28 protein-coding genes are annotated in these 24,160 nt (G+C 69.4%); 19 read left to right on the forward strand and 9 right to left on the reverse strand.

Features of this window, described 5'->3' with window-relative positions:
• Nucleotides 1-46: 46 nt before the first annotated feature.
• Nucleotides 47-691: a helix-turn-helix transcriptional regulator gene (locus tag A9A59_RS06255; RefSeq protein WP_098503466.1), complete on the forward strand. Its 645-nt coding sequence runs from the start codon at nt 47-49 to the stop codon at nt 689-691.
• Nucleotides 692-750: 59 nt separating this feature from the next.
• On the opposite strand, the gene A9A59_RS06260 is transcribed toward A9A59_RS06255, so the two are convergent.
• The 3 genes from A9A59_RS06260 to A9A59_RS06270 all read right to left on the reverse strand — a co-directional run bounded on the left by A9A59_RS06260 (nt 751) and on the right by A9A59_RS06270 (nt 3,443).
• The gene (locus A9A59_RS06260; RefSeq protein ID WP_098503467.1) at nt 751-1,971 is read right to left on the reverse strand and encodes an acyl-CoA dehydrogenase family protein; all 1,221 of its coding nucleotides are present in this window, start codon (nt 1,969-1,971) and stop codon (nt 751-753) included.
• Nucleotides 1,972-2,079: 108 nt separating this feature from the next.
• The gene (locus A9A59_RS06265; RefSeq protein ID WP_098503468.1) at nt 2,080-2,541 is read right to left on the reverse strand and encodes a hypothetical protein; all 462 of its coding nucleotides are present in this window, start codon (nt 2,539-2,541) and stop codon (nt 2,080-2,082) included.
• A 59-nt stretch (nt 2,542-2,600) separates the two neighbouring features.
• The gene (locus A9A59_RS06270; RefSeq protein ID WP_098503469.1) at nt 2,601-3,443 is read right to left on the reverse strand and encodes a tetratricopeptide repeat protein; all 843 of its coding nucleotides are present in this window, start codon (nt 3,441-3,443) and stop codon (nt 2,601-2,603) included.
• 103 nt (nt 3,444-3,546) lie between these two features.
• Between A9A59_RS06270 and A9A59_RS13520 the strand changes: the two genes are divergently transcribed.
• Genes A9A59_RS13520 through A9A59_RS06285 form a run of 3 tightly spaced genes read left to right on the forward strand, consistent with a single transcriptional unit; the run spans nt 3,547 to nt 6,333 of the window.
• Entirely contained in the window at nt 3,547-4,131 is a 585-nt protein-coding gene (locus A9A59_RS13520; RefSeq protein ID WP_106427065.1) for a YkgJ family cysteine cluster protein, read from the forward strand.
• 58 nt (nt 4,132-4,189) lie between these two features.
• Nucleotides 4,190-5,116, forward strand: a complete 927-nt coding sequence (locus tag A9A59_RS06280) for a DMT family transporter (RefSeq protein ID WP_165772547.1) — start codon at nt 4,190-4,192, stop codon at nt 5,114-5,116.
• A 29-nt stretch (nt 5,117-5,145) separates the two neighbouring features.
• Nucleotides 5,146-6,333 (forward strand): M20 metallopeptidase family protein, encoded by a 1,188-nt coding sequence (locus A9A59_RS06285; RefSeq protein ID WP_098503471.1) that lies wholly within the window; start codon nt 5,146-5,148, stop codon nt 6,331-6,333.
• Here A9A59_RS06285 and A9A59_RS06290 read toward each other — a convergent pair.
• The 4 genes from A9A59_RS06290 to tsaE are packed head-to-tail and all read right to left on the reverse strand — an operon-like array spanning nt 6,330 to nt 8,431.
• Nucleotides 6,330-6,911, reverse strand: a complete 582-nt coding sequence (locus A9A59_RS06290; RefSeq protein ID WP_098503472.1) for an LOG family protein — start codon at nt 6,909-6,911, stop codon at nt 6,330-6,332. The genes A9A59_RS06285 and A9A59_RS06290 overlap by 4 nt on opposite strands.
• Nucleotides 6,886-7,344, reverse strand: a complete 459-nt coding sequence (gene ndk, locus A9A59_RS06295) for a nucleoside-diphosphate kinase (protein WP_278286810.1) — start codon at nt 7,342-7,344, stop codon at nt 6,886-6,888. The genes A9A59_RS06290 and ndk overlap by 26 nt, the downstream gene beginning before the upstream one ends.
• A gap of 11 nt (nt 7,345-7,355) precedes the next feature.
• Entirely contained in the window at nt 7,356-7,958 is a 603-nt protein-coding gene (gene tsaB, locus A9A59_RS06300) for a tRNA (adenosine(37)-N6)-threonylcarbamoyltransferase complex dimerization subunit type 1 TsaB (RefSeq protein ID WP_098503473.1), read from the reverse strand.
• Nucleotides 7,955-8,431, reverse strand: coding sequence for a tRNA (adenosine(37)-N6)-threonylcarbamoyltransferase complex ATPase subunit type 1 TsaE (gene tsaE / locus A9A59_RS06305; RefSeq protein WP_098503474.1), 477 nt, complete (start codon nt 8,429-8,431; stop codon nt 7,955-7,957). The genes tsaB and tsaE overlap by 4 nt, the downstream gene beginning before the upstream one ends.
• A 194-nt stretch (nt 8,432-8,625) precedes the next feature.
• Here tsaE and A9A59_RS06310 point away from each other — a divergent pair, with 194 nt between their 5' ends.
• Nucleotides 8,626-9,009, forward strand: coding sequence for a helix-turn-helix domain-containing protein (locus A9A59_RS06310; protein ID WP_098503475.1), 384 nt, complete (start codon nt 8,626-8,628; stop codon nt 9,007-9,009).
• Between the two features lie 91 nt (nt 9,010-9,100).
• Nucleotides 9,101-9,793, forward strand: a complete 693-nt coding sequence (locus A9A59_RS06315; RefSeq protein ID WP_098503476.1) for a flavin reductase family protein — start codon at nt 9,101-9,103, stop codon at nt 9,791-9,793.
• Between the two features lie 73 nt (nt 9,794-9,866).
• Here the strand turns inward: A9A59_RS06315 and A9A59_RS06320 are convergent, their stop codons facing one another.
• Both A9A59_RS06320 and A9A59_RS06325 read right to left on the reverse strand, forming a co-directional pair.
• Nucleotides 9,867-11,000, reverse strand: a complete 1,134-nt coding sequence (locus tag A9A59_RS06320) for a citrate/2-methylcitrate synthase (protein WP_098503477.1) — start codon at nt 10,998-11,000, stop codon at nt 9,867-9,869.
• Nucleotides 11,001-11,092: 92 nt separating this feature from the next.
• Nucleotides 11,093-12,823, reverse strand: a complete 1,731-nt coding sequence (locus A9A59_RS06325) for an NAD+ synthase (RefSeq protein WP_098503478.1) — start codon at nt 12,821-12,823, stop codon at nt 11,093-11,095.
• Between the two features lie 165 nt (nt 12,824-12,988).
• On the opposite strand from A9A59_RS06325, the gene A9A59_RS13715 reads away from it, so the two are divergent.
• The 13 genes from A9A59_RS13715 to A9A59_RS06385 all read left to right on the forward strand — a co-directional run bounded on the left by A9A59_RS13715 (nt 12,989) and on the right by A9A59_RS06385 (nt 24,160).
• Nucleotides 12,989-13,180, forward strand: coding sequence for a hypothetical protein (locus tag A9A59_RS13715; protein WP_133117533.1), 192 nt, complete (start codon nt 12,989-12,991; stop codon nt 13,178-13,180).
• 91 nt (nt 13,181-13,271) lie between these two features.
• Nucleotides 13,272-14,561: a glucose-1-phosphate adenylyltransferase family protein gene (locus A9A59_RS06330; RefSeq protein ID WP_278286811.1), complete on the forward strand. Its 1,290-nt coding sequence runs from the start codon at nt 13,272-13,274 to the stop codon at nt 14,559-14,561.
• On the forward strand, nt 14,561-14,965 hold the full coding sequence (locus A9A59_RS06335) for a DUF2203 domain-containing protein (protein WP_098503480.1): 405 nt from the start codon (nt 14,561-14,563) through the stop codon (nt 14,963-14,965). Before A9A59_RS06330 ends, A9A59_RS06335 begins: the two co-directional genes overlap by 1 nt.
• A 53-nt stretch (nt 14,966-15,018) precedes the next feature.
• A complete protein-coding gene (locus A9A59_RS06340) occupies nt 15,019-15,867 on the forward strand; it encodes an alpha/beta fold hydrolase (protein WP_098503481.1) in 849 nt (282 codons plus the stop codon).
• 398 nt (nt 15,868-16,265) lie between these two features.
• The gene (locus A9A59_RS06345; RefSeq protein ID WP_098504818.1) at nt 16,266-17,621 is read left to right on the forward strand and encodes a TrpB-like pyridoxal phosphate-dependent enzyme; all 1,356 of its coding nucleotides are present in this window, start codon (nt 16,266-16,268) and stop codon (nt 17,619-17,621) included.
• 64 nt (nt 17,622-17,685) lie between these two features.
• On the forward strand, nt 17,686-18,351 hold the full coding sequence (locus A9A59_RS06350) for a CADD family putative folate metabolism protein (RefSeq protein ID WP_098503482.1): 666 nt from the start codon (nt 17,686-17,688) through the stop codon (nt 18,349-18,351).
• A 452-nt stretch (nt 18,352-18,803) separates the two neighbouring features.
• Nucleotides 18,804-19,829 (forward strand): tryptophan--tRNA ligase, encoded by a 1,026-nt coding sequence (gene trpS / locus A9A59_RS06355; RefSeq protein ID WP_278286812.1) that lies wholly within the window; start codon nt 18,804-18,806, stop codon nt 19,827-19,829.
• On the forward strand, nt 19,829-21,316 hold the full coding sequence (gene trpE, locus A9A59_RS06360) for an anthranilate synthase component I (protein ID WP_098503484.1): 1,488 nt from the start codon (nt 19,829-19,831) through the stop codon (nt 21,314-21,316). Before trpS ends, trpE begins: the two co-directional genes overlap by 1 nt.
• Before the next feature lie 16 nt (nt 21,317-21,332).
• A complete protein-coding gene (locus A9A59_RS06365) occupies nt 21,333-21,725 on the forward strand; it encodes a hypothetical protein (protein WP_098503485.1) in 393 nt (130 codons plus the stop codon).
• Nucleotides 21,722-22,591 (forward strand): carboxymuconolactone decarboxylase family protein, encoded by an 870-nt coding sequence (locus A9A59_RS06370; protein WP_098503486.1) that lies wholly within the window; start codon nt 21,722-21,724, stop codon nt 22,589-22,591. The genes A9A59_RS06365 and A9A59_RS06370 overlap by 4 nt, the downstream gene beginning before the upstream one ends.
• On the forward strand, nt 22,588-23,241 hold the full coding sequence (locus tag A9A59_RS06375; RefSeq protein ID WP_165772548.1) for an HAD family hydrolase: 654 nt from the start codon (nt 22,588-22,590) through the stop codon (nt 23,239-23,241). The genes A9A59_RS06370 and A9A59_RS06375 overlap by 4 nt, the downstream gene beginning before the upstream one ends.
• Nucleotides 23,238-23,576 (forward strand): hypothetical protein, encoded by a 339-nt coding sequence (locus A9A59_RS06380; RefSeq protein ID WP_098503487.1) that lies wholly within the window; start codon nt 23,238-23,240, stop codon nt 23,574-23,576. The genes A9A59_RS06375 and A9A59_RS06380 overlap by 4 nt, the downstream gene beginning before the upstream one ends.
• Nucleotides 23,573-24,160 carry an anthranilate synthase component II gene (locus A9A59_RS06385; RefSeq protein WP_098503488.1) on the forward strand — a complete coding sequence of 196 codons (588 nt, stop codon included), beginning with the start codon at nt 23,573-23,575 and terminating at the stop codon, nt 24,158-24,160. The genes A9A59_RS06380 and A9A59_RS06385 overlap by 4 nt, the downstream gene beginning before the upstream one ends.

The following is a 24,160-nucleotide window of genomic DNA, read 5'->3' on the forward strand; positions in this document are numbered from 1 at the left end:
CGCCTCACCGCCTGGACGCCGTCGCCGGTTTGACAATACGAGCACCATGTCTGAGCACTCCTGCCTCGACCTCCTCGACCCAACCCGCCGGGCCATCCTCGTCGCCCTCAAGCGCCTCCACGCCGCTACCGTGGAGGAGATCGCCGTCCACTGCTTCCTCTCCGTCGGCGCCGCTCGCCAGCACCTCCAGACCCTCGCAGCCCAGGGCCTCGTCAGCCACGAGCCCGAGCGCCGCGGCCCCGGCCGGCCGCGCCACCGCTACCTTCTCACCCCCCGCGCTGAGGCCCTCTTCCCGAAGCTCCACCAGCAGGCCCTCATCAACCTGCTCGAGGCCCTCGCCGCGGAACCCGCGGAGGTCCGCGAACGTGTCCTCGAGCGCCTGGAAGCCAGCACTATCGAAACCTACCGCGCCGCGTTCGAGCGCGAATCCCGCGGGTCCCCCCTCCGCGGCGTCGTCGCCGTGTTTGAGCAGGCCGGCTATATGCCCGAGGTCGACGAGCGCGCCGGCGAAACCCGGCTGGTCCTCCACCACTGCCCGGTCGCCGCGGCTGCCGCCGTCGACCCGCTCCTCTGCGAAGCCGAGCAAAACTGCCTCGCCGCCGCCCTCAAAGAGACGCCCCTCCGCCGCGTCGCCTGGCGCCCCGCGGGCGACCCCGTCTGCATCTACCTCCTCGAACCTGGCGACGGCTGACCCCGGGCCGGCCCCTGCCCCCGGCACGGGACCGGCCCGCACTCTGCGCGCGCAGCGCCTCAGGCCACGCCGAAGTCCCAGCTCGCTCCGTCGTGGTACACCTTCAGCACGTTCTTCGCGATCAATATCCGGTGCACCTCATCCGGCCCGTCCGCGATCCGCAGCGTCCGCGCCCCCGTGTACATCCCGGCCAGCGGCGTGTCGCCGCTCACGCCCATCGCCCCGTGCACCTGGATCGCCCGGTCCACCACCCGTTCATGCGCCGCCGGCACGTACACCTTCAGCGCCGAGATCAGCGTCCGCGCGTCCTGCCCCGTGTCGATGACCTCCGCCGTGTGGATGGTCATCAGCCGCGCCGTCACGATGTCGATGTACGAGTCCGCAATGAACCCCTGGATGAACTGCTTCGTCTCCAGCTTTCCCCCGCGGACCTCGCGCTCTATCGACCGCCGCACCATCAGGTCGAACGCCCGCCACATCTGCCCCACGCTGTTCATGCAGTGGAACACCCGCCCGGCGCCCAGCCGATCCTGCGCCGCCTGGTGGCCGCTGCCCGTCCGCCCAAGCTGGTTCGTCACCGGCACCCGCACGTTCCGGTACTCCACCTCGCAGTGGTTCGACTCAATCCCCCAGACCTTAATCTTCCGCACAATCCGGAAGCCCGGCGTGTCCGTCGGCACGATGATCTGGGTCATCTTCTCCTTCTGGCCGCCCTGCCCGTCCGGCTCCTCCGTCCGGCACATCACGATCGCAAAGGCCGCCCCGTCCGCACCGGTCGTGAACCACTTCCGGCCGTTGATGACCCACTCGTCGCCGTCGCGCACCGCCCGCGTCTGGATGGCGTACGGGTCCGAACCCGGCGCGTCCGGCTCCGTCATCGAGAAGCACGACCGGATTTCGCCCCGGATGAGCGGCTCCAGCCACTTCTTCTTCTGCTCCTCCGTCCCGTACTTCAGCAGGATGGTCTGGTTCCCCGAATCCGGGGCCACCACGCCGAACAGCGGGTTCGAATACGGGCTCCACGCCAGGATCTCGTTCATGTAGGCGTGCTTCATGAACCCGATCCCCATCCCGCCGTACTCCTTCGGCAGGTGCGGCGCCCACAGCCCGGCCGCCTTCACATGCTCCTGGATCTCATGCCGCAGCCGCTGCGTCTCCGGGTTCCGGTAGTCCCCCAGCCGGTCCTCGTTCGGGATGATGTACCGGTTGACGATGTTCGCCGTCGCCTCCCGGATCCGGTTCGTCTCCGGGTCCAGCGTCGGCACGGGTGAAACCTGCATGCCTGCACTCCTCGTTCAATGCGATGCGCGCAGTCTACCCCGCCCGCCGGCACATGCGTGGTGCGAACGGTCCCGGTGCAGGCCCCGGATGGCCCCCCGGCGGGGCAGCTAGGTGATGGGCCAGCGCGCGCTCGCCTCGTAGGCGTGCGCAATCGTGTGGTGAATCCAGATCTGCGCCACCAGTTCCGCCTTCTCCATCTCGTAGCCGCCCAGCTTCACCACCTTCGCAAGGTCCGCCTCGTCAAGCGTCTCCACGAACTTCGCCGATGCCTCGTGGCCGTCGAGGATCGCCTGGATAATCTCCTCGCGGCTCTTGTCCTTCAGCCCGGCAATCGCCGCGGCGTTGTTCTGCGCGATCCGCTCCGCACCGATGCCCGAAAGCACCCCCGCATCCAGCAGCGGGTACAGCCCGGCCGCCCCGCCCGCTACCGCTGCAATGTGCCGGAAGGCGTCGCCGCTCGTCCACTGGTGCCCGAGCTGGTAGTCCCAGTCCTTCGTCCGCTCAGCCGCAGCGGCAGCCCGCCGACCGGCGAACCGGATCCCGTCCGCAAGTTCCTGCTTCGAAATCATGCGCTTCCCCCTTCAATGTTCGCGTGCGCGCGCCGGCGAGCCCGCCGTGCGCCGGCAGCTTACGCGAACTCTTCGTCTTCGTCGCTCTCGACGTCCACGTCCGGGGTCGTCTCGAGGTCCTCGCCGGTCTCGCTCCAGCCGTTCTCCACCTCGTCCTCGATCTCCTCCTCTTCCTCGTAGCCCCACTCCTCCTCTTCCTCGCGCCGAAGCAGCCCGCGCCGCGTATACGGCCGGATGTCCGAAATGCGCGACTGCGGGAAGCTCACCTTGTCGATCATCGACGGGTGCTTGAACGTCTCCCGCAGGATGACCTTCGGGTGCTCGCCCGTGCTCACCATCGCCGCGCTGTACCGGTTCCCGGCCTTCATCATCCGCGCCAGGCGCAGTCCAATCCGCGGTTCGATCATCCCCACGTACTCGCCGCGCACGGTCAGCACGTTCACCGCGTTCCCCTGCACCTCCAGCTGCACGATGTCGCCCGCATCCAGCACCGCGGCCACCTTCGGGTCAACCGCCTGCAGCGAAGCGACCGCCGCACTCCCCGTCTCTTCGACGAACAGCCGCGTGTCAACGTGCGTCGGCGGCGCATCCACCGGCCGGTCCCGCAGCGCGGCCAGCCGGTCGATGTTCCGCTTCGCGATGAGGTTAGTGGGATCGAGGTCCAGCGCCTTCTGGTATGCATCCAGCGCATCCTGCACCTGTCCCAGCTCGCTTAGCGCCTTCCCCAGGCGGTTGTACCCCTCCGCCTCGTTCGGGAAGAGCCGGATGTACTCGCGGTTGACCTGCACGGCCTCCTGCCATCGGCCGTTCACCGCCAGCTTCACCGCCTGGTCCGTCAGCTGCTTCTTCAGCTTCGCCCGTGCCTCGGGCGTCATCTCGTCGTGGGTCGTCTCGTTCGTCATCTTCCGTCGCTTTCTACCCGCCCGGCGAAGCGGAAAGGATACGGCCGCGCGCCCCCACGGGCAAACCCCCGCGCCATGCTCCCGCCCGGCGTACGATCACAATATGCCCGCCCCGCCGATCGATGCCCCGGCCCTCGAATCCCGCATGCGCGCCGCCTGGCAGGCTGCCGCCTCCCGCTTCCGGGCCTACCATCTCATCCTGCCCGGGTCGCCCGCCTTCGTCTGTAAGACCGATGCCTGCGAGGCCGCCTGCTGCCGCGTCTTCTCCGTCGCCATGCACGACCGCGACGTCGACCACTTCGCCCGCACCACCGGCCTCCAGCCGGTCCAGTTCCTCGAACTCGAAGAAGGCCAGCCGGTACGCCTCCCGCTCGCCCAGCCCTACCTCCTCGCCCGCGACGAAGGCCGCTGCCGTTTCCTGCAGCCCGCGCACCACTGCGGCGTCTATGAGGCGCGCCCCACCGCCTGCCGCCTCTATCCCCACTTCGTCGTCTACTGGAACGTCGAAACGGAGCGCCCCGTCTACCAGTCGCTGCCGCCCCTCGAAGCCGCTGCAGCCTCCGGTCCGGTTGTGCCCCTCCTCCTCGGCCACGACGATTGCCCCGGGTTCACCGGCCCGCCGCTCGCCCCGGCCGACTGGCTCCACCTCCTCCGCGAAACCGACCACCTCCAGCGGAATCTTGCCTGACGGCGGCCCTGTCCCGCGCAGCCCCGGCGCTCTACGCTGGATGCACCCTGTTCCGCGTATGACCACCCGCCACATCCTCACGCTGGCCCTCCTCTCCGTCGTCTGGGGCGCCTCCTTCCTGTTCATCAAGGTCCAGCTGGACGCCGGCCTCGACCCGCTCGGCGTCGCCAGCGTCCGGACTCTCCTCGGCGCTGCCGCGCTCGCCCCGTTCGCGGCCGCTGCCGTGCGCCGGGCGCGGCCCGCCCCGCGCGATGCCGTCCTCCTCGCCGCCCTCGGCGTCACCAACTTCGCCGTCCCCTGGACGCTCATCGCCCTCGCCGAGCACCACATTTCGAGCGGTATGGCCTCGATCGCGAACTCCACTGCGCCGCTCTGGGCTGCCGTCCTCGCCGTCGCCTTCCTCCGCGAGGAACGCGTCAACCGTACGAAGGGTGTCGGTCTCGTGCTCGGCTTCTCCGGCATCGTCATCCTGGCCGGCCCGGCATCCCTCGTGCACCTCTCCAGCGATGCCGCCGGCGTGGCTCTCGTCCTCGCCTCCACCCTCAGCTACGCCGCGTCCGCTATCGCCATCCGCCGCGCCCTCGGCCACCTCTCGCCGGCAGTCATCGCCTTCGGCCAGGTCGCCGCCGCGGCAGCCGCCCTTTTCCCCGCAGCAGCAGCGACGGGCGCCTTCGCCGGCGTCGACTGGTCCCCTCATGTCGTCGCCTCGGCCGCGACCCTCGGCATCCTTGGTTCCGGCCTCGCCGTGGTCGCCTACATGGGCCTCATTCAGCAGATCGGCGCCGTTCGCTCGGTCCTCGTGACCTACCTCATCCCGCCATGGGGTGTCCTCTTCGGCTGGGCCTTCCTCAGCGAGGCCATCAGCTGGAACCTCCTCGCCGGACTCGGCGTCATCCTCGCCGGCGTACTCCTTGTCCAGGGCGTCCTCCGCCTGCCAGGCGCCCGCCCGCCCGAGTCCGCCGGCTCCGCTGCGCTCGGCAAGTAGCCCTCGCCCGTACCTGCTAAGCTCCCGCCATGGCAACTGCCAGCCTCCCGCCGGTCCGCCCCGCCATCCGCGCCCTCGCCGACCGGCTCATCGCCGACCGGCGCCACCTCCATCAGCACCCCGAATGCTCCTGGCAGGAGCACGAAACCCAGCGCTACCTCCTCCGCCGCCTCGCCGAAATCGGCCTCGCCGATGTCCGCCCCATCGCCCGGACCGGCGCCACCGCCCTCGTGCAGGGCGGCCGCCCCGGTCCCTGCGTCCTTTGGCGCGCCGACATCGATGCCCTCCCCGTCCCCGAAAAAACCGGCCTCCCCTTCGCCTCGCAAAACGACGGCGTTATGCACGCCTGCGGCCACGATGCCCACATGGCCATCGCCCTCGCCCTCGCCGCCTGGGCCCAGGCCGAACGCCACCGACTGCCCGGCGCCATCCGCTTCGTCTTCCAGCCCGCAGAAGAGGCCTCCGGTGGTGCCGCCGCCTGCATCGCCGATGGCGTCCTCGAAAACCCCCGCGTCGCGGTCGCCCTCGGCCTGCATATCAGCGCCGATATCCCCATCGGCGCCATCAACCTCGCCCCCGGCCCCTTCTTCGCTGCCCCGACGGCCATACGCATCGAAATCACCGGCCGCGGCGGCCACGCTGCAGCCCCTCACCAGTCCGTCGACGCCGTCGTCGTCGCCGCCCACGCCGTGACCGCCCTCCAGACCGTCGTCAGCCGCTCACTCCCCCCGTCCGAGCAGGCGGTCCTCACCATCGGCAAAATCCAGGCCGGCTTCCGCGGCAACGTCATCGCCGAATCCGCCGTCATGACCGGCACCATCCGCACCTACAGCACCTCGGTCCGCGACCTCATGATCCGCCGCACCGAAGAGATCCTCGCCGGCGTCTGCGCCGCCTTCGGCGCAACCTTCACCCTCACTCACGAAACCTCCTGTCCGCCCCTCGTCAACGACCCCGTCGTCACCGCCGACGTCCTCGAGCTCGCCCGCGGCTACTTCGGCCCCGACCGCATCATCGGCGTTCCGACCATGGGCGCCGAAGACATGTCCGTCTTCCTCGAAGCCCGGCCCGGCTGCTACTTCTGGCTCGGTGCCCGCAACGAAGCCAGGGGCATCGCCGGCCGCCACCACGACCCCGGCTTCGTCATCGACGAAGACGCCCTGCCGCTCGGCGCAGAATTTGCCGCCCGCATCATCGAGCACTTCCTCGCGCGCTAGCCGCCCAGCTCCGCCAGCAGCCGCGCGATCGCCGTCCGCACGTCCGCCTCGAACGAAACGAGCCCCCGGTTCGCGCGCGAGAGCAGGCCGTCCTCGCAGGCCCGGTCGAGGAACTGCCGCAGCCCGTCGTAGTACCCGCCCACGTTCGCGAATACCAGCGGCCCCGCATGCAGCCCCAGCTGCCGCCAGGTCACCATCTCGAACGCCTCGTCAAGGGTCCCGTACGCCCCCGGCAGCACCAGGAAGCCCTGCGCCAGCCCTGCCATCAGCGCCTTCCGCTCGGCCATCGTCTCCACCACATGCAGCTCCGTCAGCCCCGTATGGGCCAGCTCCAGGTCCACCAGCTGCCGCGGGATAACCCCGATAACCCGCCCGCCGGCCACCAGGCACGCGTCCGCCAGCGCCCCCATCAGCCCCACCGACGCCCCGCCGTAGACGATCGTGACGCCCCGCCGGGCCAGCTCCCGTCCCGCCTCCCGCGCTGCCTCGAGGTGCTGCCGGCGCTGCCCTGCGCTCGAACCGCAGAACACCGCCACCGCCGGCGCGGGCTCGCTACTCAGCGACCCACCGGTCGACATCCCGGTCCCAGCTCAGCAGCTCGTCCGGTGCAAAGAACAGCGCCAGTTCCCGCGTCGCGCTCTCCGGGCCGTCGCTCGCGTGCACCAGGTTCCGCCCCTTGTCCAGCCCGAAGTCTGCGCGCACCGTGCCCGACGCCGCCTCCACCGGGTTCGTCGCCCCGATGGTCGCCCGCACGACCTTGATCGCGTCCTGTCCCTCCCACGCAATCGCGATGACCGGCGCGCTCGTAATGAACTCCACCAGCCCCGGGAAGAACGGCTTCCCGACATGCTCCGCGTAATGCCGCTCAGCAAGCTCCCGGGTAACCCGCAGCAGCTTCATCCCCACAATTTTCAGCCCGCGCCGCTCCAGCCGCGCGATAATCTCTCCCGCCAGCCCCCGCTGCATCGCGTCCGGCTTGATCAGGAACAGCGTTCGCTCCGTGGTTTCCAACAGGGCCCTCCTTACCCGGCCGTTCGCTGCCGCCGGGAGATGGTGATCGCAGGTTCGCGCAGGTAGAACGGTTCCGCACCCGTCGCAAGTTCGCCCCGCCGGGCGGCCGGCGCCAGCCGCTCCAGCATGGCAGCCACCCGTTCGCGCGGGCCAACCTCCAGGCCGCCCAGCGCGCCGGCTCCTTCGCCTGCAAGCCGGTCGCCCCCAGGCAGCGCCGCCACAAGGGCAATCTCTCCCGCCGGCTCCCGTCCCGCCCAGCGCTGGACGCCCCACTCCCCCCGGCCTGCCGGGTGAATCGCCGTCACCGCCCCGTCCCCGCCGGCGGCCAGCGCAATCGCTTCGAACGTCCGGACCCCATAGAGCGGCGCGCCCGTCGCCAGCGCAAGGCCCTGCGCCGTGGCGATGCCCACGCGCAGCCCCGCGTACGAGCCCGGGCCCGTCACGACCAGGATCGCTGCCGGCCGCTCGCCGCCCAGCAGCCGTTCGATGGCCGCCAGCAGCCCCGTCGTATGGCTCCGCTCCTCCTCGGCCACAACGATCTCCCGCTGGCCGACGCGGTCGACCCCCACGGCAAACCGGTCCGATGCTGAATCAATGGCCAGGATGGTGCTCACGCTGCCTTCAGCGCCTCCACCAGTTCACGGCCCCGCGCACCCCGGGCGATGAAGCGAAGCCGCCGCGTCCGCGGCCCCTGCTCGCCCGGGCGGAGTTCAACCACCAGCCCGTCCCCGGGCAGCAGCTCCGCCCCACGCTCCGGCCACTCAATCACCAGCACGCCCTTCTCCGCGTAGTCCCATAACCCCAGCTCGTCCAGCTCCTCCACGTCCTCGATCCGGTACAGGTCGACGTGGTAGAGCACCTCACGTCCCGCATACTCGTTCATCAGCACGAACGACGGGCTGTTCACCTGCCCGCGGCAGCCGAGCCCCCGGCCGATGCCCTGCGTCAGGCACGTCTTCCCGCTGCCGAGGTCCCCGCTGAGCAGCACAACGTCCCCGCGCCGCAGGTGGCGCCCCAGCCGCTCCCCCAGCGCCCGCGTCTCCTCCTCGCTCGAAGAAGCCAGTTCGATTGCCACCTCTTCTGCCATGAGGCCAGTATAGGCCCCCGTTCGCTAACGCCCTAAGCCCGCCTTCGCTGCCATCAGCACCGCCATCCGCAATTGCGCAACCTTATGCGGCTGATTGACCACTAGGTAGCCGCTGGCTACCTTGTCCCTGCAAACGCCTCGGCCACAGCCCACGGCGCCCCTATTCCACCGTCCCTACACGGAGTCCTGCACGCATGATGAGAACGTCCTCCGAAACCGGTAAGCCCCCTGTCTCCGCGAGCCTCGGGAGCCGCATCCGGGCAGCCCGCCGCGATGCCGGGATGAGCCAGGGCCAGCTCGCCCAGGCGCTCAACACCACCCAGAGCGCCATCAGCCTCTACGAAGCAGGCCAGCGCTCTGTCGGCATCGACATGCTCCTCAACGTCGCCCGCATCCTCAATCGCCCCCTCCACTACTTCCTCGGCGAAGAGGGCGAGATGCTCTACGTCAAGGACAGCGAAATCGCCCAGCTCATCCAGGAACTGGAGCGCCACCCCGAAGACCTGCCCGAACTCCTCCAGTACTGGAACTTCCTCCGCTGGCGCCGCATGTCCGCCAACGGCTCCGGCCGCCACTGACCGACAGCCGGCTCACAACACCGCTGCGACAGCCGGGCCCCTGCCCGGCTGTTTCGCCGTCCGGCCCAGTACCCTCACCGGAGGCCAACCCATGCGCCGCCTCTGCGACCCCGCCGATGCCCGCCGTCTCCTCAACCCCGGCCCCGTCGGCATCATCACCACCGCCTGGCGCGGCTATACCAACGCCGCCCCCATCGCCTGGATGACGCCGCTCTCCATCGACCCGCCCCGCCTCGGCGTCGTCGTCGCCCCCGAACGCCACACCGCCGCCATGATCCGCTTCAGCGGCGCCTTCGCCATCAACATCCCCGGCCCGTCCCTCCTCAAGCACACCGCCTTCCTCGGCTCCCTCACCGGCCTCGAAACCAACAAGCTCGAAGCCGCCGGCCTCGAGACCTTCGCCCCGCTCGTCATCGACGCGCCACTCATCCGCGACTGCCTCGCCTGGATCGAATGCCTCGTCCAGGACGCGATCAAGACCGGCGACCACACCCTCTTCGTCGCCGAGCCGGTCAAAGTCCAGGCCGACGACGAAGCCTACGCCGGCCACTGGCTCCTCGCCTCCCGCGAGAAAAGCCCCCTCGTGTTCATCGGCGGCAACCGGTACGCCGTCATCGGTGACCCCCTCGAGGCCGTCATCCACGTCGATGAACACGGCGCACTCATCGCCGAAACCCCCGAGGAGCGCGAAGCCCGCCTCGAGCGCGAAGCCCGGGAGGCCGAGCTCCGGCGCCTCGAAGGCGAGGAAGGCTACCGCCAGCGGCTCCAGGCAGAATCCGGGTGAGCCGTGCCCCGCAACAGCGACGCGAGGCCGGCCGCATGCGACCGGCCTCGCGGGCTGCTCGAAGTCTCCGGAGCTACCGCTGCTCGAGCGGCACGTACGGCCGCGGGTCCGCGCCCTCGTAGAGCGCGTTCGGCCGCACCAGCCGGTTGTCCGCATACTGCTCCAGCAGGTGCGCCGTCCACCCCGCAATCCGCGACATCGCGAAGATCGGCGTGTACAGGTCGCTCGGGATGCCCAGCATCTTGTAAACCGACGCGCTGAAAAAGTCGACGTTCGGGTAGAGCGGCTTTCCCTCCAGCTTCTTCGCCAGGTAGTCCCGCAGCTTCAGCGAAAGGTCGAAGTACTTCCGGTCCGGCGATGTCGCCGCCAGCTTGTGCCCCAGCTGCTCGAGGATGATCGCCCGCGGGTCGGTCGTCTTGTACACGCGGTGCCCGATGCCCATCACCCGCTCGCCGCGGGCCAGCAGGTCGTCCACGTACCGCGGGATATTCTCCTCCGTGCCGATAGCCTCCAGCGTCCGGTAGACCGCCTCATTCGCGCCGCCGTGCAGCGGCCCCTTCAGCGTCCCAATCGCCGAGGCGATCGCCGAGTACATGTCGCTGAGCGTCGACGCGGTCACCAGCGCCGAGAAGGTCGAGGCATTCATCTCGTGCTCGGCGTGCAGGATCATCGCCACGTCGAACACCCGCGCCTCGAGCTCGTTCGGCTCCTCGCCCTTCAGCATCCAGAGGAAATTCGCCGCATGCCCGAGGTCATCCCTCGGCGGCACAGGGTCGAGCCCCTGCCGGAGCCGGTGATACTGCGCCAGCACCGTCGGCATCCGCGCCGTCAGAAGCGCCGCTGTTTTCTTCAGCTGCTCCTGCGAAAGGTCGCTGGACTTCGGATCCAGCGCCCCCGCGATAATCACCGAGATCTCCAGCGCCCGCATCGGCCGGATTTTGCCGACGATCTCCCGCTGCACCCTGGCGTTCAGGTCCGAAAGCGGCCGCTCCCGCCGAAGGTCCGCCTTCAGCTGCTCCAGCTCATCCCGCGTCGGCAGCCGCAGGTTCCACAGGAGGAACGCCGTCTCCTCGAACGTCGAATGCTCTGCCAGGTCGAAAATGTTGTACCCGGCGTAGATCAGCTCGCCCTTCTGGCCGTCGATCCGGCACAGCTTCGTCGCTGTGACGTTGACGCCTTCGAGCCCCCGTGCAATCACCTCGGTCACGTGCCTACCCCCTCGCGGCGGAACCCGCAGATTGTATACACTCGTTGCCGCACCGATCCTACCACGCCCGCACCCCGCCGTGCGTAATCCGCTCAGCGGTACTTCGCGGCCAGCGGAAGCCGCCGGTCCCGCCCGAACGCCCGCGGCGTGATCTTCACGCCCGGCGCCGCCTGCCGCCGCTTGTACTCATTCCGGTCCACCATCCGCACCACCCGCTCCACCGTCGCCCGCTCGAACCCCATCGCCACAATCTCGTCCACCGTCCGGTCGTCCTCCACGTACGCCTCAAGGATTGGATCCAGCACCTCATACGGCGGCAGCGAATCCTGGTCGAGCTGCCCCGGCCGCAGCTCAGCGCTCGGCGGCTTCGTAATCGACCGCTCCGGGATCCACGGCTTCCCCGCCCGCGCGTTTCGCCACCGCGCCAGCCGGTACACCAGCGTTTTCGGCACATCCTTCAGCACCGCATAGCCGCCCGCCATGTCGCCATACAGCGTCGCGTACCCCGTCGCCATCTCGCTCTTGTTCCCGGTCGTCAGCACAATGGCGCCCGTCTTGTTCGAAAGCGTCATCAGCACATTCCCGCGCTGCCGCGCCTGCAGGTTCTCCTCCGCCGTCCCCGGGTCCGATCCTTCGAACACGTCCGCCAGCATCTCCAGCATTGCCGCATGGGCCGGCTCGATCGGGATCGTCAGGAACCGGATGCCGAGGTTCTCCGCCAGCGCCCGCGCATCCGCCTTGCTGTGCTCGCTCGAATACCGGCTCGGCATCGAAACGCCAATCACCCGCTCCGCCCCGATCGCATCAACTGCAACCGCCGCAACGACCGCCGAGTCAATCCCGCCCGAAAGGCCGACGATCGCCTCCCCGAAGCCCGTCTTCCGCAGGTAGTCGCGCGTCGCCAGCACCAGCGCCGACCACACCTCCTCCTCCTCACCCATCAGCTCCGCGACCGGCCCCCCGGCGGCGGGCTCACGGCTCGTCTCCAGCGCCGTCCGCAGGTCCACGAACTCCGCGCCTGTCTCCCAGTCCCGCGCCCGAAGCTCCACGCGCCGCCGCGGGTCGTGCAGCCGCCGCTGCGCCACCTCGTCGAGGTCCACGTCCACCACCAGCAGCTCCTCCGCAAATTGCCGCGCCCGGGCCACCACCCGCCCCTCCGCGTCCATCACCACCGACGCCCCATCGAATACCAGCTCGTCCTGCCCGCCCACTGCGTTCAGGTACGCCACCGCAATGCTGTTGTCGGCCGCCCGCGTGGCGAGCATCCGCTCCCGCTCCCGCGCCTTCCCCCGGTGATACGGCGAAGCGTTGATATTGATGCACAGCTCGGCGCCCGCCAGCGCCATCGCATCCAGCGGCGCCCCCGGGTACCAGATGTCCTCGCAGATGCTCACCCCGAACCGCACTCCGCCCGCCCGGTACACCGCCGTCCGCCGCCCGGCCCGGAAGTACCGTTCCTCGTCGAACACCCCGTAGTTCGGCAGCCGCTGCTTGTCGTACGTATCAACCCACCGCCCGTCTGCAAACACGGCCGCCGCGTTGTACGCGTCGTCGTCCCGCCAGTCCACAAACCCGACCACCGCCACCAGCCCGTGGGTCGCCTCCGCCAGCTCCGCCGCCGCCTCGCGCGACGCCTCGCAGAACGACCGCCGCAGCACCAGGTCCTCCGGCGGATACCCGGTGACCGCCAGCTCGGGGAACGCTACCACGTCGCAGCCCGCTGCCCGCGCCGCCGCCAGCTGCTCCCGGATCTTCGCCGTATTCCCCTCGAGGTCTCCCACCGTTGTGTTGATCTGCGCCAGTCCCAGCCGCAGCGCCTTCATCGTCGCCTCCTCGCCGCGAGTATATGCCCCGGCCACCCTGTGGGCCGGTGCGCGCATCCGGGTCTCTGCCGCCCCGAATCAGGGTTTCGCCTAGGCGCTCCTCCCGATTCACGCCGGCCCCCACCTCTGCCAATCTCAAACCCGGCGGGGTTTCGAGGTAGGGAGATGACTCGAAACACCAGTTCCTTCAGCCCCTGCCCGCTCTGCGGGCGCCAGGCGCGCGCACACTCGCGCATCCTCATCGCCGATGTCGAACCCATCGGCACGCGCCGGACCAGCTACGCGACCGTGATTTGTCGAGATTGCGCGTTCGCGATGGTCCTCCGCTCCGAGGCAGCAGCTATGCGCGCCAGCTAACCCGGGCCCCTCGCAGGCAGCCGGTCCCCGGTTTCGGGGGCCGGCTGCCGCCCGTAGAATGGGTCGTAACCCCGGCGGCAGGAGGCAGCCCGTGAACGACGTCCTCGCGATGATCCTCGCCGGCGGACAGGGCGACCGGCTCTCCATCCTCTCCGAGCAGCGCGCCAAGCCTGCCGTCGTCTTCGGCGGCAACTACCGCATCATCGATTTCGTCCTCTCCAACTGCGCCAACAGCGACATCAGCAAGCTCGCCGTCCTCACCCAGTACCGCCCGCGCTCGCTCTTCAACCATATCGGCGCCGGCAGGCCCTGGGGCTACGACACCCCCGAGGGCGGCATCCAGATCCTCCAGCCCTACCTCGGCAAAGCCGACGCCGACTGGTACCAGGGCACCGCCGACGCCGTCTACCAAAACCTCTACGTCATCGAAGAAGCCCGCGTCCGCGAAATCCTCATCCTCGCCGGCGACCATATCTACCTCACCTCCTACCGCAACCTCGTCGCCTACCACCGCTCCCAGGGCGCCGACGCCACTGTCGCCGTCTACAGTGTCCCCCGCAGCGAAGCCCACCGCTTCGGCGTTCTCGACCTCGACCCCTCCGGCCGCGTCATCGACTTTCAGGAGAAGCCCAAAGAGCCTCGCGGCTCCTGGATCTCCATGGGCATCTACGTCTTCAACAAAGATGTCCTCGTCGAACAGCTCCAGGCCGACGCCGACCTCGGCGAAGCCAGCTCCCACGACTTCGGCAAAGACATCATCCCCCGCATGTTCCGCACCCACCGCGTCTTCGGCTACCAGTACCACGACTACTGGCGCGATGTCGGCACCATCGAATCCTACTGGGCCGCCCACATGGACCTCCTCCAGCCCAACCCCCCGCTCGACCTCGAAGACCCCGACCTGAAGCTCCGCACCGCCGGCTCCATCCCCCCGCCGGCGCGCTTCGGCCCCAACGCCCGCGTCACCGAGTCGCTCATCTCTCCCTCTGCCCGCATCGACGGCGAGGTCTACCGCTCCGTCATCTCCCCCGGCGTCGTCATCGAACCCGGCGCCGTCGTCCGCGAATCCATCATCCAGCACCGCTGCGTCATCCGCTCCGGCACCGTCATCGACCGCTGCATCCTCGATAAAGAGGTCTCCGTCGGCGCCGGCTGCGTCATCGGCACCGGCGACCCGAACATCCCCAACCGCGAGCGGCCCGATATCGTCAACACCGGCATCTCCATCATCGGGAAGCGCGCCACCATCCCCTCCGGCCTCCGCATCGGCCGCAACGTCGTCGTCGGCCCCGGCGTCCACGAAGAACTCGCCGACCTCAAAGAACTCGAATCCGGCGCCTCCGTCCACCCCACCCACATCCCCCTCCACCTCTTCGTCTGATGCCGCCCGCCATGCGCCTCTTCACGCTCGAAGAAGCACGCGCCACCCTCCCTGAGGTCATCCCCATCCTCGAACGGCTCCGGCAGGCCTCCCTCGAACTCCGCGCCATCGCCGCCGCCCGGGCTGCCGCCGCCCGCGGCGCCACCGCCGACGGCCACGACCTCGCCGCGCCCTTTGCCGCCGCCGAGTCCGACCCCGCCGGTCCCCTCCGCGCCGCCATCCGCGCCGCCATCGAAGCGCTCGAAGCCCGCGGCATCGAACTCAAAGACCCCGCCCGCGGCCTCATCGACTTCCCCCACCGCCGCGGTGACCGCATCGTCTACCTCTGCTACGAGCTCGGCGAACCCACCATCACCAGCTGGCACGACGTCGACGCCGGCTACGCCGGCCGCCAGCCGCTCTGACCGTTCCCCCGGACTCCCTATAATCCCGCCAACCACCCCGCGGGAGCCGCAGCATGTCCACCGTCTACCCCGTGCGCGATATCTTCGTCCAGGCGAACGGCCTCCGGCATCACCTCCTCGCCCGCGGCGCCCCCGGCGCACCCGTCGTCCTCATGATCCACGGCCTCGCCGGCCAGGCCCACACCTTCGACGCCATCGCCAACATCCTCGCCGCCCGCTACCACGTCTACTGCCTCGACGTCCGCGGCCGCGGCGAATCCGAATGGGGCCCGCCCGACCAGTACAACATCGACACCTACGTCGAAGACCTCGAAGCCGTCCGCGAGGCCCTCGGCCTCCAGCGCTTCGCCCTCGTCGGCACCTCCATGGGCGGCCTCATCACCATGCAGTACGCCCCACGCTTCCCCGAACGGGTTTCGCGCGCCGTCCTCAACGATATCGGCCCCGAAATCGACCCCGCCGGCCTCCAGCGCATCCTCGCCTACGTCCAGAACGCCCCTGAGATGTTCGCCGACCTCAAAGCCGTCGTCCGCTACTACCGCGAACACTACGCCCCTATGGTCGCCCACCTCAACGACGACCAGCTCGCCGAGTTCGCCCGCTACAACGTCCGCCGCTCCGATTCCGGCGTTTACGTCTGGAAGATGGACCCCGCCGTCCGCACCGCCCCCCCGAAACCCCCGGCCCTCGACCCGTGGGACGCCTTCCGCGCCATGGAGTGCCCCGTGCTCATCATCCGCGGCGCCCAGAGCGACGTCCTCTCCGCCGAGACGGCCCGCAAAATGCTCGAGGCGAACCCCCGCGCCCGCCTCGTTGAAGTCCCCGGCGTCGGCCACGCCCCGCTCCTTGTCGAGCCGGAGGCCCGGAAGGCCCTCGAAACCTTCCTCGCCGAAGGCGCCTGAGGCCGCCCTCCCGTTGACAGCCGTCCGCCGCCGTCCTACCTTGAGCACCTCAACTGAAGAGCAGGCGACGAACGGGAAAAGTACCCTGCGAAGCGAGCCTCCAGAGAGCCGGGGCAGCTGAAAACCGGCGGCGGCGCAGCAGGCGAATGGGCCCGGGAGCCCCGCAGCCCAACCCTCGCACCCCGCGGGGCAGTAGGTTGCGGCGGAGTGGCACCGTTATCACAGCCATGGCCCTCGCGGGCATTCGCCCGCGGCGGCTGAAGAGTGCCCCGCCGGCGCAAGCCGCGGGGAACAAAGGTGGCACCGCGAGCGACCCCTCGTCCTTTGGCTGACGAGGGGTCGTTTTGCTTCGCAGGCCTCCGCCTGCATCCCGCATCACCCGCATGGAGGGGACTCCCATGGCAACCCGCAAATTCCTCCTCAGCGACGACCGCATCCCCACCCACTGGTACAACATTGCGGCCGACCTCCCCACGCCGCCCCCTCCGCCGCTCCACCCCGCCACCCACCAGCCCATCGGCCCCGAAGCGCTCGCCCCGCTCTTCCCCATGGAGCTCATCAAGCAGGAAGTCAGCACCGAGCGCTACATCGAAATCCCCGAAGAAGTGCGCCGCATCTACAGCATCTGGCGCCCCTCGCCGCTCTTCCGCGCCACCTTCCTTGAGCAGGCGCTCCAGACCCCGGCCCACATCTATTACAAATACGAAGGCGTCTCCCCCTCCGGCTCCCACAAGCCCAACACCGCCGTCGCCCAGGCCTACTACAACAAACAGGAAGGCGTGAAGCGCATCGCCACCGAAACCGGCGCCGGCCAGTGGGGGTCCTCCCTCGCATTCGCCTGCCAGATCTTCGGCCTCGAATGCAAGGTCTACATGGTCCGCGTCTCCTACAACCAGAAACCCTACCGCCGCTCCCTCATGCAGGTCTGGGGCGGCACCGTTGTCCCCAGCCCCAGCCCCGACACCGAAGCCGGCCGCAGAATCCTCGCCGAAGACCCCGAAAACTCCGGCTCCCTCGGCATCGCCATCTCCGAGGCCGTCGAAGACGCCGCCATGCGCGAAGACACGAAGTACTCCCTCGGCAGCGTCCTCAACCACGTCCTCCTCCACCAGACCGTCATCGGCCAGGAGGCCATCGCCCAGATGGAGATGGCCGGCGAATACCCCGACGTCGTCATCGGCTGCGCCGGCGGCGGCTCAAATGCTGCCGGACTCATCTTCCCCTTCATGAAGGACCGCCTCGCCGGCAAAACCGCCACCCGCTTCCTCGCCGTTGAGCCCGCCTCCTGCCCCTCTCTTACCAAGGGTGAATACCGCTACGACTTCGGTGATACCGCCGGGCTCACCCCGCTCATGAAGATGTACACCCTCGGCCACACCTTCATGCCCCCGGGCATCCACGCCGGCGGCCTGCGGTACCACGCCATGGCCCCGCTCATCTGCCACCTCTACGACCAGGGCTACATCGAAGCCCGCGCCTACCCCCAGAATGCCTGCTTCGAAGCCGCCACCCTCTTCGCCCGCACCGAAGGTATCGTTCCCGCCCCCGAAAGCTCCCACGCTATCCGCGCCGCCATCGACGAAGCCATCCAGGCCCGCGAGGAGGGCCGCTCCCGCGTCATCCTCTTCAACCTCTCCGGCCACGGCCTCCTCGACCTCCAGGCCTACGACGACTACCTCGCCGGCAAACTCATCGACGACTTCTACCCTGAAGAGAAGGTCCGCGAGGCGATGAAGGACCTCCCCGTCATCTAACGCCCGCGCCAGCTATCCTGAAAGCACCACACCCCAGACCACACCCGGAGTACCCGCCGTGTCCATGCTCGCCGTCTCCACCGAATTCGAAGCCCGCCTCAAGGCCGTCCTCGAGGCCAAGTCCATGCTCAAGCACCCCTTCTACGTCGAGTGGACCCAGGGCACCCTCCCCATGCACAAAATGCAGGAGTACGCCCGCCAGTACTACCACTTCGAGGCCGCCTTCCCGCGCTTCCTCTCCGCCATCCACACCCGCACCGAGAGCCCCAAGATCCGCCAGCTCATCCTCGATAACCTCTGGGACGAAGAGCACGGCGAACGGAACCACCCAACCCTCTGGCTCGAATTCGCCCGCGCCGTCGGCGTCGAACCGGACGAGGTCATCACCGCCGAGCTTCGCCCCGAAACCCGCGCCCTCGTCGACCACTTCCGCCAGGTGACCTCCACCGCCCCCATCGCCGAGGCGCTCGGCACCCTCTTCGCCTACGAAGGGCAGGTCCCCGCCATCGCCTGGCAGAAGATCAAAGGCCTCACGGAGTTCTACGGCTTCGAGCCGAAGCAGTTCGAATTCTTCTCCGTCCATCTCGTCGCCGATATCGCCCACTCCGGCGCCGAAATGGAGGCCATCGCCGAGGCCTGCACCGATGAAGACGCCGTCATCCGCGCCGTCGACACCGCCTGCGACCGCCTCCTCGCCTTCCTCGACGGCTGCTACGCCGCTGCCGCCTGATATGACGTCCGCCGACCACCACGACATCGAGGCCTGGAACACGGCCATCCGGCTCGCCGCGTCCATCGGCCGCCTGAAGATCGGCTCGAACTTGCGCGCCTCCCAGGAGGCCCACGAGCGCGCCTTCGAGGCCGCAGGCGAAGCCGCCGCCCGCATCGCCGAAGCCGGCGCCCGCGAGGGGCAGGCCCAGGCCGCCATCCTCCGCGAGGCGCGCGGTGCGCTTGCCGCTTGCCGCTCCTGGCTCCACGTCCTCGCCGCGCTCACCAACGAGCCCGAAACCGTCTTCGCCGATGAGCTCGAACTCATCGAACAGGCCGGCAAACAGATCAACGCCTACCTGCGCGTCGCCGAGCGCGCCGGCGCTGCCGGCGCTCCCGCGCGTCAGCCCGCCGCCGGCCGCCCGGCCCCCAGTCCGGCACGGGCCGCCCGCCCGGCCGCCTCGGAGGCCCCCGGTGACCGACCGCAAGCGGATCCTCACCGGCATCCGCCCCACCGGCGCCCTCCACCTCGGCCACTACGCCGGCGCCCTCGAAAACTGGGTGCGGCTCCAGCACGACTACGAGTGCTACTTCCTCATCGCCGACTACCAGGTCTCCGACTACGCCGACGACATCCCCCGCGTCCGCGAGGCCGTCTGGGAGGTCGCCCTCGACTGGCTCGCCGTCGGCCTCGACCCCGAAGGCTCCGCCTTTGTCATCGAAAGCCTCGTCCCCGAACACGCCGAGCTTGCCACCCTCCTCGGCTGGTTCCTCCCCGTCTCCATGCTCGAGCGCAACCCCACCCTCAAGGCCGAAATGGCCGCCATGGAGAACCCCGAGGACGGCTCCACCGAGCGCAAGTCCGTGCCCGTCGCCTTCTACACCTACCCGGTCATGCAGGTGGCCAACATCCTCATGCCCCGCGCCCACCTCGTGCCTGTCGGCGAAGACCAGCTCCCCCACATCGAACTCACCCGCGAAACCGCCCGCCGCTTCAACCGCCGCTTCAAAGAGGTTTTCCCCGAGCCCGAAGCCCTCGTCGGCCGCGTCCCCCGCCTCGTCGGCATCGACGGCAGCGCCAAGATGAGCAAATCGCGCGGCAACACCATCGACCTCAAAGACGACGCCGAAACCGTCGCCCGCAAGGTCCGCGCCATGTACGGCGGCCCGCCCCGCGCTGCCAACGAACCCGGCCGCTGCGACGACAACCCCATCTTCCTCTACCTCCGCGCCTTCGACCCCGACACCGAGGGCCTCGCCGAACTCGAGCGCGAGTACGAAACTCGCGGCGTCCCCAACAAAGTCCTCAAAGATCGCCTCACGAAGGTCCTCAACGACCTCCTCGACCCCTTCCGCGAGCGCCGCGCCTACTACCAGGCGCACATGCGGCTCGTCCGCGATGCCCTCGCCTCCGGCTCCGAGCGGATGCGCCGTATCGCCCGCGAAACGATGGACATGGTCCACGACGCCCTCGACCTCAACTACCTCGAGAAGTACTGATGCTCCGCCCAACGCTCGACGAGGTCCGCCAGCTCGCCCAATCCGGCCAGGGCAACCTCGTGGCCGTTTACCGCGAGGTCACGGCCGACCTCGAGACGCCCGTCTCCGCCTACCTGAAGGTCGCGAACGGCCCCTACTCCTTCCTCCTCGAATCGGTCGAGGGCGGTGAGCGGCTCGCCCGCTACTCCTTCATCGGCACCCAGCCCTACCGCGTGCTCCGTACCGGCCCCGGCCAGGAGTGGGAGGGCGACCCCCTCATCCCCGTCGAGCAGGAGCTCGCCCGCTTCCGCCAGGTCGTCACCCCCGGCATCCCCGCCTTCACCGGCGGAGCCATCGGCTACGTCGCCTACGATGCCGTCCGCCACTTCGAGCCGCGCGTCCGCCCGCCCGAGGTAGATGAAATCGGCATCCCCGAGTCCATGTGGCTCTTCACCGATGCCATGGTCGTCTTCGACCACATCCACCACACCATCAAGGTCATCGCCCACTGCCGCCTCGACGGTGACGTCGAGAGCGCCTACCGCCAGGCCGCCTTCCGGATCGACGCCATCGTCGAGCGCCTCGAAAACCCCACCGTCCCTCTCCCCCACCAGGACATCGCCGCCGTCCTCCGCACCAACGGCCAGGCCGAGTCCAACGTTGGCCGCGAAGGCTACGAGCTGATGGTCGAGAAGATCCGGGAGTACATCATCGCCGGCGACGCCATCCAGGTCGTCCCCTCCCAGCGCCTCCGCCGCCCCACTGCCGTCCACCCCTTCAACATCTACCGCCAGCTCCGGACCATCAACCCCTCGCCCTACATGTTCTACCTCGACCTCGGCGGCTTCCAGGTCGTCGGCGCCTCGCCTGAGCTCCTCGTCCGCGTCGAAGACGGCATCGTCACCACTCACCCTATCGCCGGCACCCGCCCCCGCGGTGCAACCCCCGAAGAGGACGAACGCCTCGCCGCCGAACTCCTCGCCGACGAAAAGGAGCGCGCTGAGCACATCATGCTCGTCGACCTCGGCCGCAACGATATCGGCCGCGTCGCCCGCCCCGGCACCGTGCGCGTCGATAGCCTGATGCACATCGAGAAGTACTCCCACGTCATGCACATCGTCTCCAACGTCTCCGGCCAGCTCGCCCCCGACAAAACCCGCTTCGATGCCTTCCGCTCGGTCTTCCCCGCCGGGACCCTCTCCGGCGCCCCCAAGGTCCGCGCCATGGAGATCATCGCCGAGCTCGAACCCTCCCGCCGCGGCATCTACGGCGGCGCCGTCGGCTATGCCAGCTTCGCCGGCAGCCTCGATACCTGCATCGCCATCCGCACCATGGTCGTCAAGGACGGCGTCGCCTACCTCCAGGCCGGCGGCGGCATCGTCTACGACTCCGTCCCCGCAACCGAATACATGGAAACCGTCAACAAGATGCGCGCCCTCATGCGCGCCATCGACCAGGCCGAAGTCGCCGCCGCCCAGCTCAAAACCGGGAGTATCGGCTACGGCTGACCAACGGAGCCGCCCCATGTCCGACCGCCGCCCCGACCGCGTCTACGGCATCCTCGTCCGCCCCGGGCAGGTCTTCCTGCGCGACGTCAACGGCGCGCTCGGCCTCCCCGGCGGCGTCTTCCGTCCCCTCGCCGAAGACCGCAAGGTTGAGCTCCGTGCTCACCTCTGGGACCAGCTCGGCATCGAAGCCTCCGCCATCTGGGCCCAGGGCGCCTTCGACTACCGCGACCCCGCCGAAGAGCGCCCCTGGTTCTCGGGCTTCTACACCGTCTGGCAGTGGCAGCCCGACCCGCCCCCTTCCGCCGGCCGCTGGCTCGGCCGCGACGACGTCCTCCGCGCCGACCTCCCCCCACCGCTCCGCATCCTCCTCCTCTCCGTCCTCGATACGATCGCAATCAAAACCACATGAAACAGCACATCACCATGGCCGCCATCCTCGAGCGCGGCGGACGCATCTTCCTCGTCCGGCCGCAGCCCGGCGCGCCCTGGGAGCTCCCCTCCGGCCCCCTCCCGCCCGGCGTCGACGACGTCGACGAAGAAATGGACCGCATCCTCCAGCGGCTCGGCGTGCACGCTCCCGCCGTCGAAGAAGACTTCCTCCAGACCCACTACTTCCCCGCCGAGGACGGCCAGGTCGTCTACAACCTCTACGCCCCCACCGGCTGGCAGGGCGAACCGGCCCCCCCGCCCGGTGTCGGCAGCGGCTGGTTCACCCTCGACGAGCTCGACGCCATCGACCTCCTGCCCGGCGTCCGCCAGGCCATCCTCGAAGCCTTCGGCCTCGTCCAGCCGCCCGACCGCACCGGCGAAATCCTCGCAGCCCTCGGCGCAGAGCTCGCCGAAGCCGTGCGCGAACCAGCAGCCCCCGCCTCCTCCGCAGCACGGGCTGCGGGCCTCGACGTCCTCCGGACTCTCGGCGGCCGCGACCCGGGCGCCGCCTTCCAGGACCTCCGGCGCACCGCCCCCGAACTCGCCGAGGACATCGTCGACTTCGCCCTCGCCCGCGGCTGGTCCAGCCCCGTCCTCGACCGCCGCACCCGCAGCCTGCTCGTCATCGCCATGCTCGCCGCCCAGGGCCGTACGGGCAGCCCGCTCCGCTCACACGTCGAAGGCGCCCTCAACCATGGCGCATCCCCGGCCCAGGTCATCGAAGTACTCCGTATGGTCGCCGTCTACGCCGGCTTCCCGGCAGCCCTCGAAGCCTGGCCGGTCATGGAAGAGGTCTTCGCCCGCCGCGGCATCCCCCGGCCCGGCCGCACGGAGGCCGCCCCGTGAGCGCCATCCTCTGGGACCTCGACGATACCCTCCTCGAGACCCTCCCCGCCCGGATGGCCTCGCTCGCCCACGCCCACCAGGTCGTCCTCGGCGAACCCGTCGACCCCGTCGAGCTCTGGCGCTCCAACCGCGGCGGCACCCTCGAAGACCTCGCCCGCCGCCTCCTCGGCGACGACTACCAGCGCTTCACCCGCGCCTACCGCGAGCATTACTACGCCCCCGGCCGCCCTGCGCCCCGCCCCTTCGAGGGCATCGAAGCCGTCCTCCGCTCCCTCCACGCCGCCGGCATCCCCATGGCCGTCGTCACCTCAAAGGTCTCGTACGGCGCCGTCGAAGAACTCGAGGCCGCCGGCCTCCTCCCATACTTCCGCGCCGTTATCGGCTTCGACGATACCGAACGCCACAAACCCGACCCCGAGCCGGTCTACGCCGCGCTCGACCGCCTCCTCGCCGACTACCCCGAACGCGCCGTCATCGTCGGCGACAGCCCCGCCGACATCTGGGCCGCCCGCAATGCCGGAATCCGCTCCGTCGCAGCCCTCTGGGGCAGCATCGATGCCGCCGCCACCCTCGATGCCCTCCCCGACTTCACCGCCCGCACCCCGGGACACGTCCTCGAGCTCGTCGTCGAACAGGGGTTCGGCCGATGAGCGCCCCCTATCCGCCCCTCCAGAAGTACATCGCCCATGTCGCCGTCCGCTTCTACCGTTCCGGCGGCGTCGAGCTCGCCCTCGTGCCGCTCCTCCGCGAATCCGCACCCTTCACCCGCTCCGCCGGCGACGGCTACTTCCTCGTCGCCCTCATCGGCGAGCCCGGGACCGCCTACCCCCTCGACCTCCGTTCGCCGGCCGCGCTCGACCCCGCCTACCTCGCCGCCAAGTTCCGCCTCGACCGCCGCGGCTACGGCTACACGCCCGAAGAGCTCGCCGCCGTCCTCCGCCTCATCGCCGATGATCTCCACCGGGAGGAAGCCCTCGACCAGTGACCACCCTGCTCATCGATAACTACGACTCCTTCACCTACAACCTCTACCAGTACCTCTGCGAACTCGGCGCCGATGTCCGCGTCTTCCGCAACGACCAGGTCACCCTCGAGGAGTGCCTCGCGCTCGAGCCCGACCACGTCGTCATCTCCCCCGGCCCCGGCGACCCCGACGACGCCGGTATCTCCCGCGATGTCATCCGCGCCTTCGCCGGCAGGGTCCCCGTCCTCGGCGTCTGTCTCGGCCACCAGTGCATCTACGACGTCTACGGCGGCACCATCGCCGGCGCCGGCGAAATCAAGCACGGCAAAACCTCGCAAATCACCCACGATGGCCGCGGCGTCTTCGCCGGCATCCCCTCGCCCTTCGAAGCCGTCCGCTACCACTCCCTCTGCGGCACCCCCGAGACGCTCCCGCCCGAGCTCGAAGTAACCGCCCGCTCTGAATCCGGCATCATCATGGGCGTCCGCCACCGCCGCTACACCGTCGAAGGCGTCCAGTTCCACCCCGAGTCGATCGCCACGCAATACGGCAAGGAGCTCCTCGCGAACTTCCTCCGCATGGAGGGTGGCGAATGGCCCGCCTGA

The organism is Tepidiforma thermophila (genome assembly GCF_002563855.1).
Taxonomy (GTDB): domain Bacteria; phylum Chloroflexota; class Dehalococcoidia; order Tepidiformales; family Tepidiformaceae; genus Tepidiforma; species Tepidiforma thermophila.

Excerpts from the sequence above, each read along its gene's own strand:
- A9A59_RS13715 (WP_133117533.1), top strand. The coding sequence starts at position 12,989 with ATGACTCGAAACACCAGTTCCTTCAGCCCCTGCCCGCTCTGCGGGCGC.
- A9A59_RS06260 (WP_098503467.1), bottom strand. The coding sequence starts at position 1,971 with ATGCAGGTTTCACCCGTGCCGACGCTGGACCCGGAGACGAACCGGATC.
- A9A59_RS06310 (WP_098503475.1), top strand. The coding sequence starts at position 8,626 with ATGATGAGAACGTCCTCCGAAACCGGTAAGCCCCCTGTCTCCGCGAGC.
- tsaE (WP_098503474.1), bottom strand. The coding sequence starts at position 8,431 with ATGGCAGAAGAGGTGGCAATCGAACTGGCTTCTTCGAGCGAGGAGGAG.
- A9A59_RS06340 (WP_098503481.1), top strand. The coding sequence starts at position 15,019 with ATGTCCACCGTCTACCCCGTGCGCGATATCTTCGTCCAGGCGAACGGC.
- A9A59_RS13520 (WP_106427065.1), top strand. The coding sequence starts at position 3,547 with ATGCCCGCCCCGCCGATCGATGCCCCGGCCCTCGAATCCCGCATGCGC.
- A9A59_RS06365 (WP_098503485.1), top strand. The coding sequence starts at position 21,333 with ATGTCCGACCGCCGCCCCGACCGCGTCTACGGCATCCTCGTCCGCCCC.
- A9A59_RS06325 (WP_098503478.1), bottom strand. The coding sequence starts at position 12,823 with ATGAAGGCGCTGCGGCTGGGACTGGCGCAGATCAACACAACGGTGGGA.
- trpE (WP_098503484.1), top strand. The coding sequence starts at position 19,829 with ATGCTCCGCCCAACGCTCGACGAGGTCCGCCAGCTCGCCCAATCCGGC.
- A9A59_RS06255 (WP_098503466.1), top strand. The coding sequence starts at position 47 with ATGTCTGAGCACTCCTGCCTCGACCTCCTCGACCCAACCCGCCGGGCC.
- A9A59_RS06285 (WP_098503471.1), top strand. The coding sequence starts at position 5,146 with ATGGCAACTGCCAGCCTCCCGCCGGTCCGCCCCGCCATCCGCGCCCTC.
- A9A59_RS06315 (WP_098503476.1), top strand. The coding sequence starts at position 9,101 with ATGCGCCGCCTCTGCGACCCCGCCGATGCCCGCCGTCTCCTCAACCCC.
- A9A59_RS06335 (WP_098503480.1), top strand. The coding sequence starts at position 14,561 with ATGCCGCCCGCCATGCGCCTCTTCACGCTCGAAGAAGCACGCGCCACC.
- A9A59_RS06350 (WP_098503482.1), top strand. The coding sequence starts at position 17,686 with ATGCTCGCCGTCTCCACCGAATTCGAAGCCCGCCTCAAGGCCGTCCTC.
- A9A59_RS06370 (WP_098503486.1), top strand. The coding sequence starts at position 21,722 with ATGAAACAGCACATCACCATGGCCGCCATCCTCGAGCGCGGCGGACGC.
- A9A59_RS06290 (WP_098503472.1), bottom strand. The coding sequence starts at position 6,911 with ATGTCGACCGGTGGGTCGCTGAGTAGCGAGCCCGCGCCGGCGGTGGCG.
- A9A59_RS06280 (WP_165772547.1), top strand. The coding sequence starts at position 4,190 with ATGACCACCCGCCACATCCTCACGCTGGCCCTCCTCTCCGTCGTCTGG.
- A9A59_RS06380 (WP_098503487.1), top strand. The coding sequence starts at position 23,238 with ATGAGCGCCCCCTATCCGCCCCTCCAGAAGTACATCGCCCATGTCGCC.
- A9A59_RS06270 (WP_098503469.1), bottom strand. The coding sequence starts at position 3,443 with ATGACGAACGAGACGACCCACGACGAGATGACGCCCGAGGCACGGGCG.
- A9A59_RS06265 (WP_098503468.1), bottom strand. The coding sequence starts at position 2,541 with ATGATTTCGAAGCAGGAACTTGCGGACGGGATCCGGTTCGCCGGTCGG.
- A9A59_RS06345 (WP_098504818.1), top strand. The coding sequence starts at position 16,266 with ATGGCAACCCGCAAATTCCTCCTCAGCGACGACCGCATCCCCACCCAC.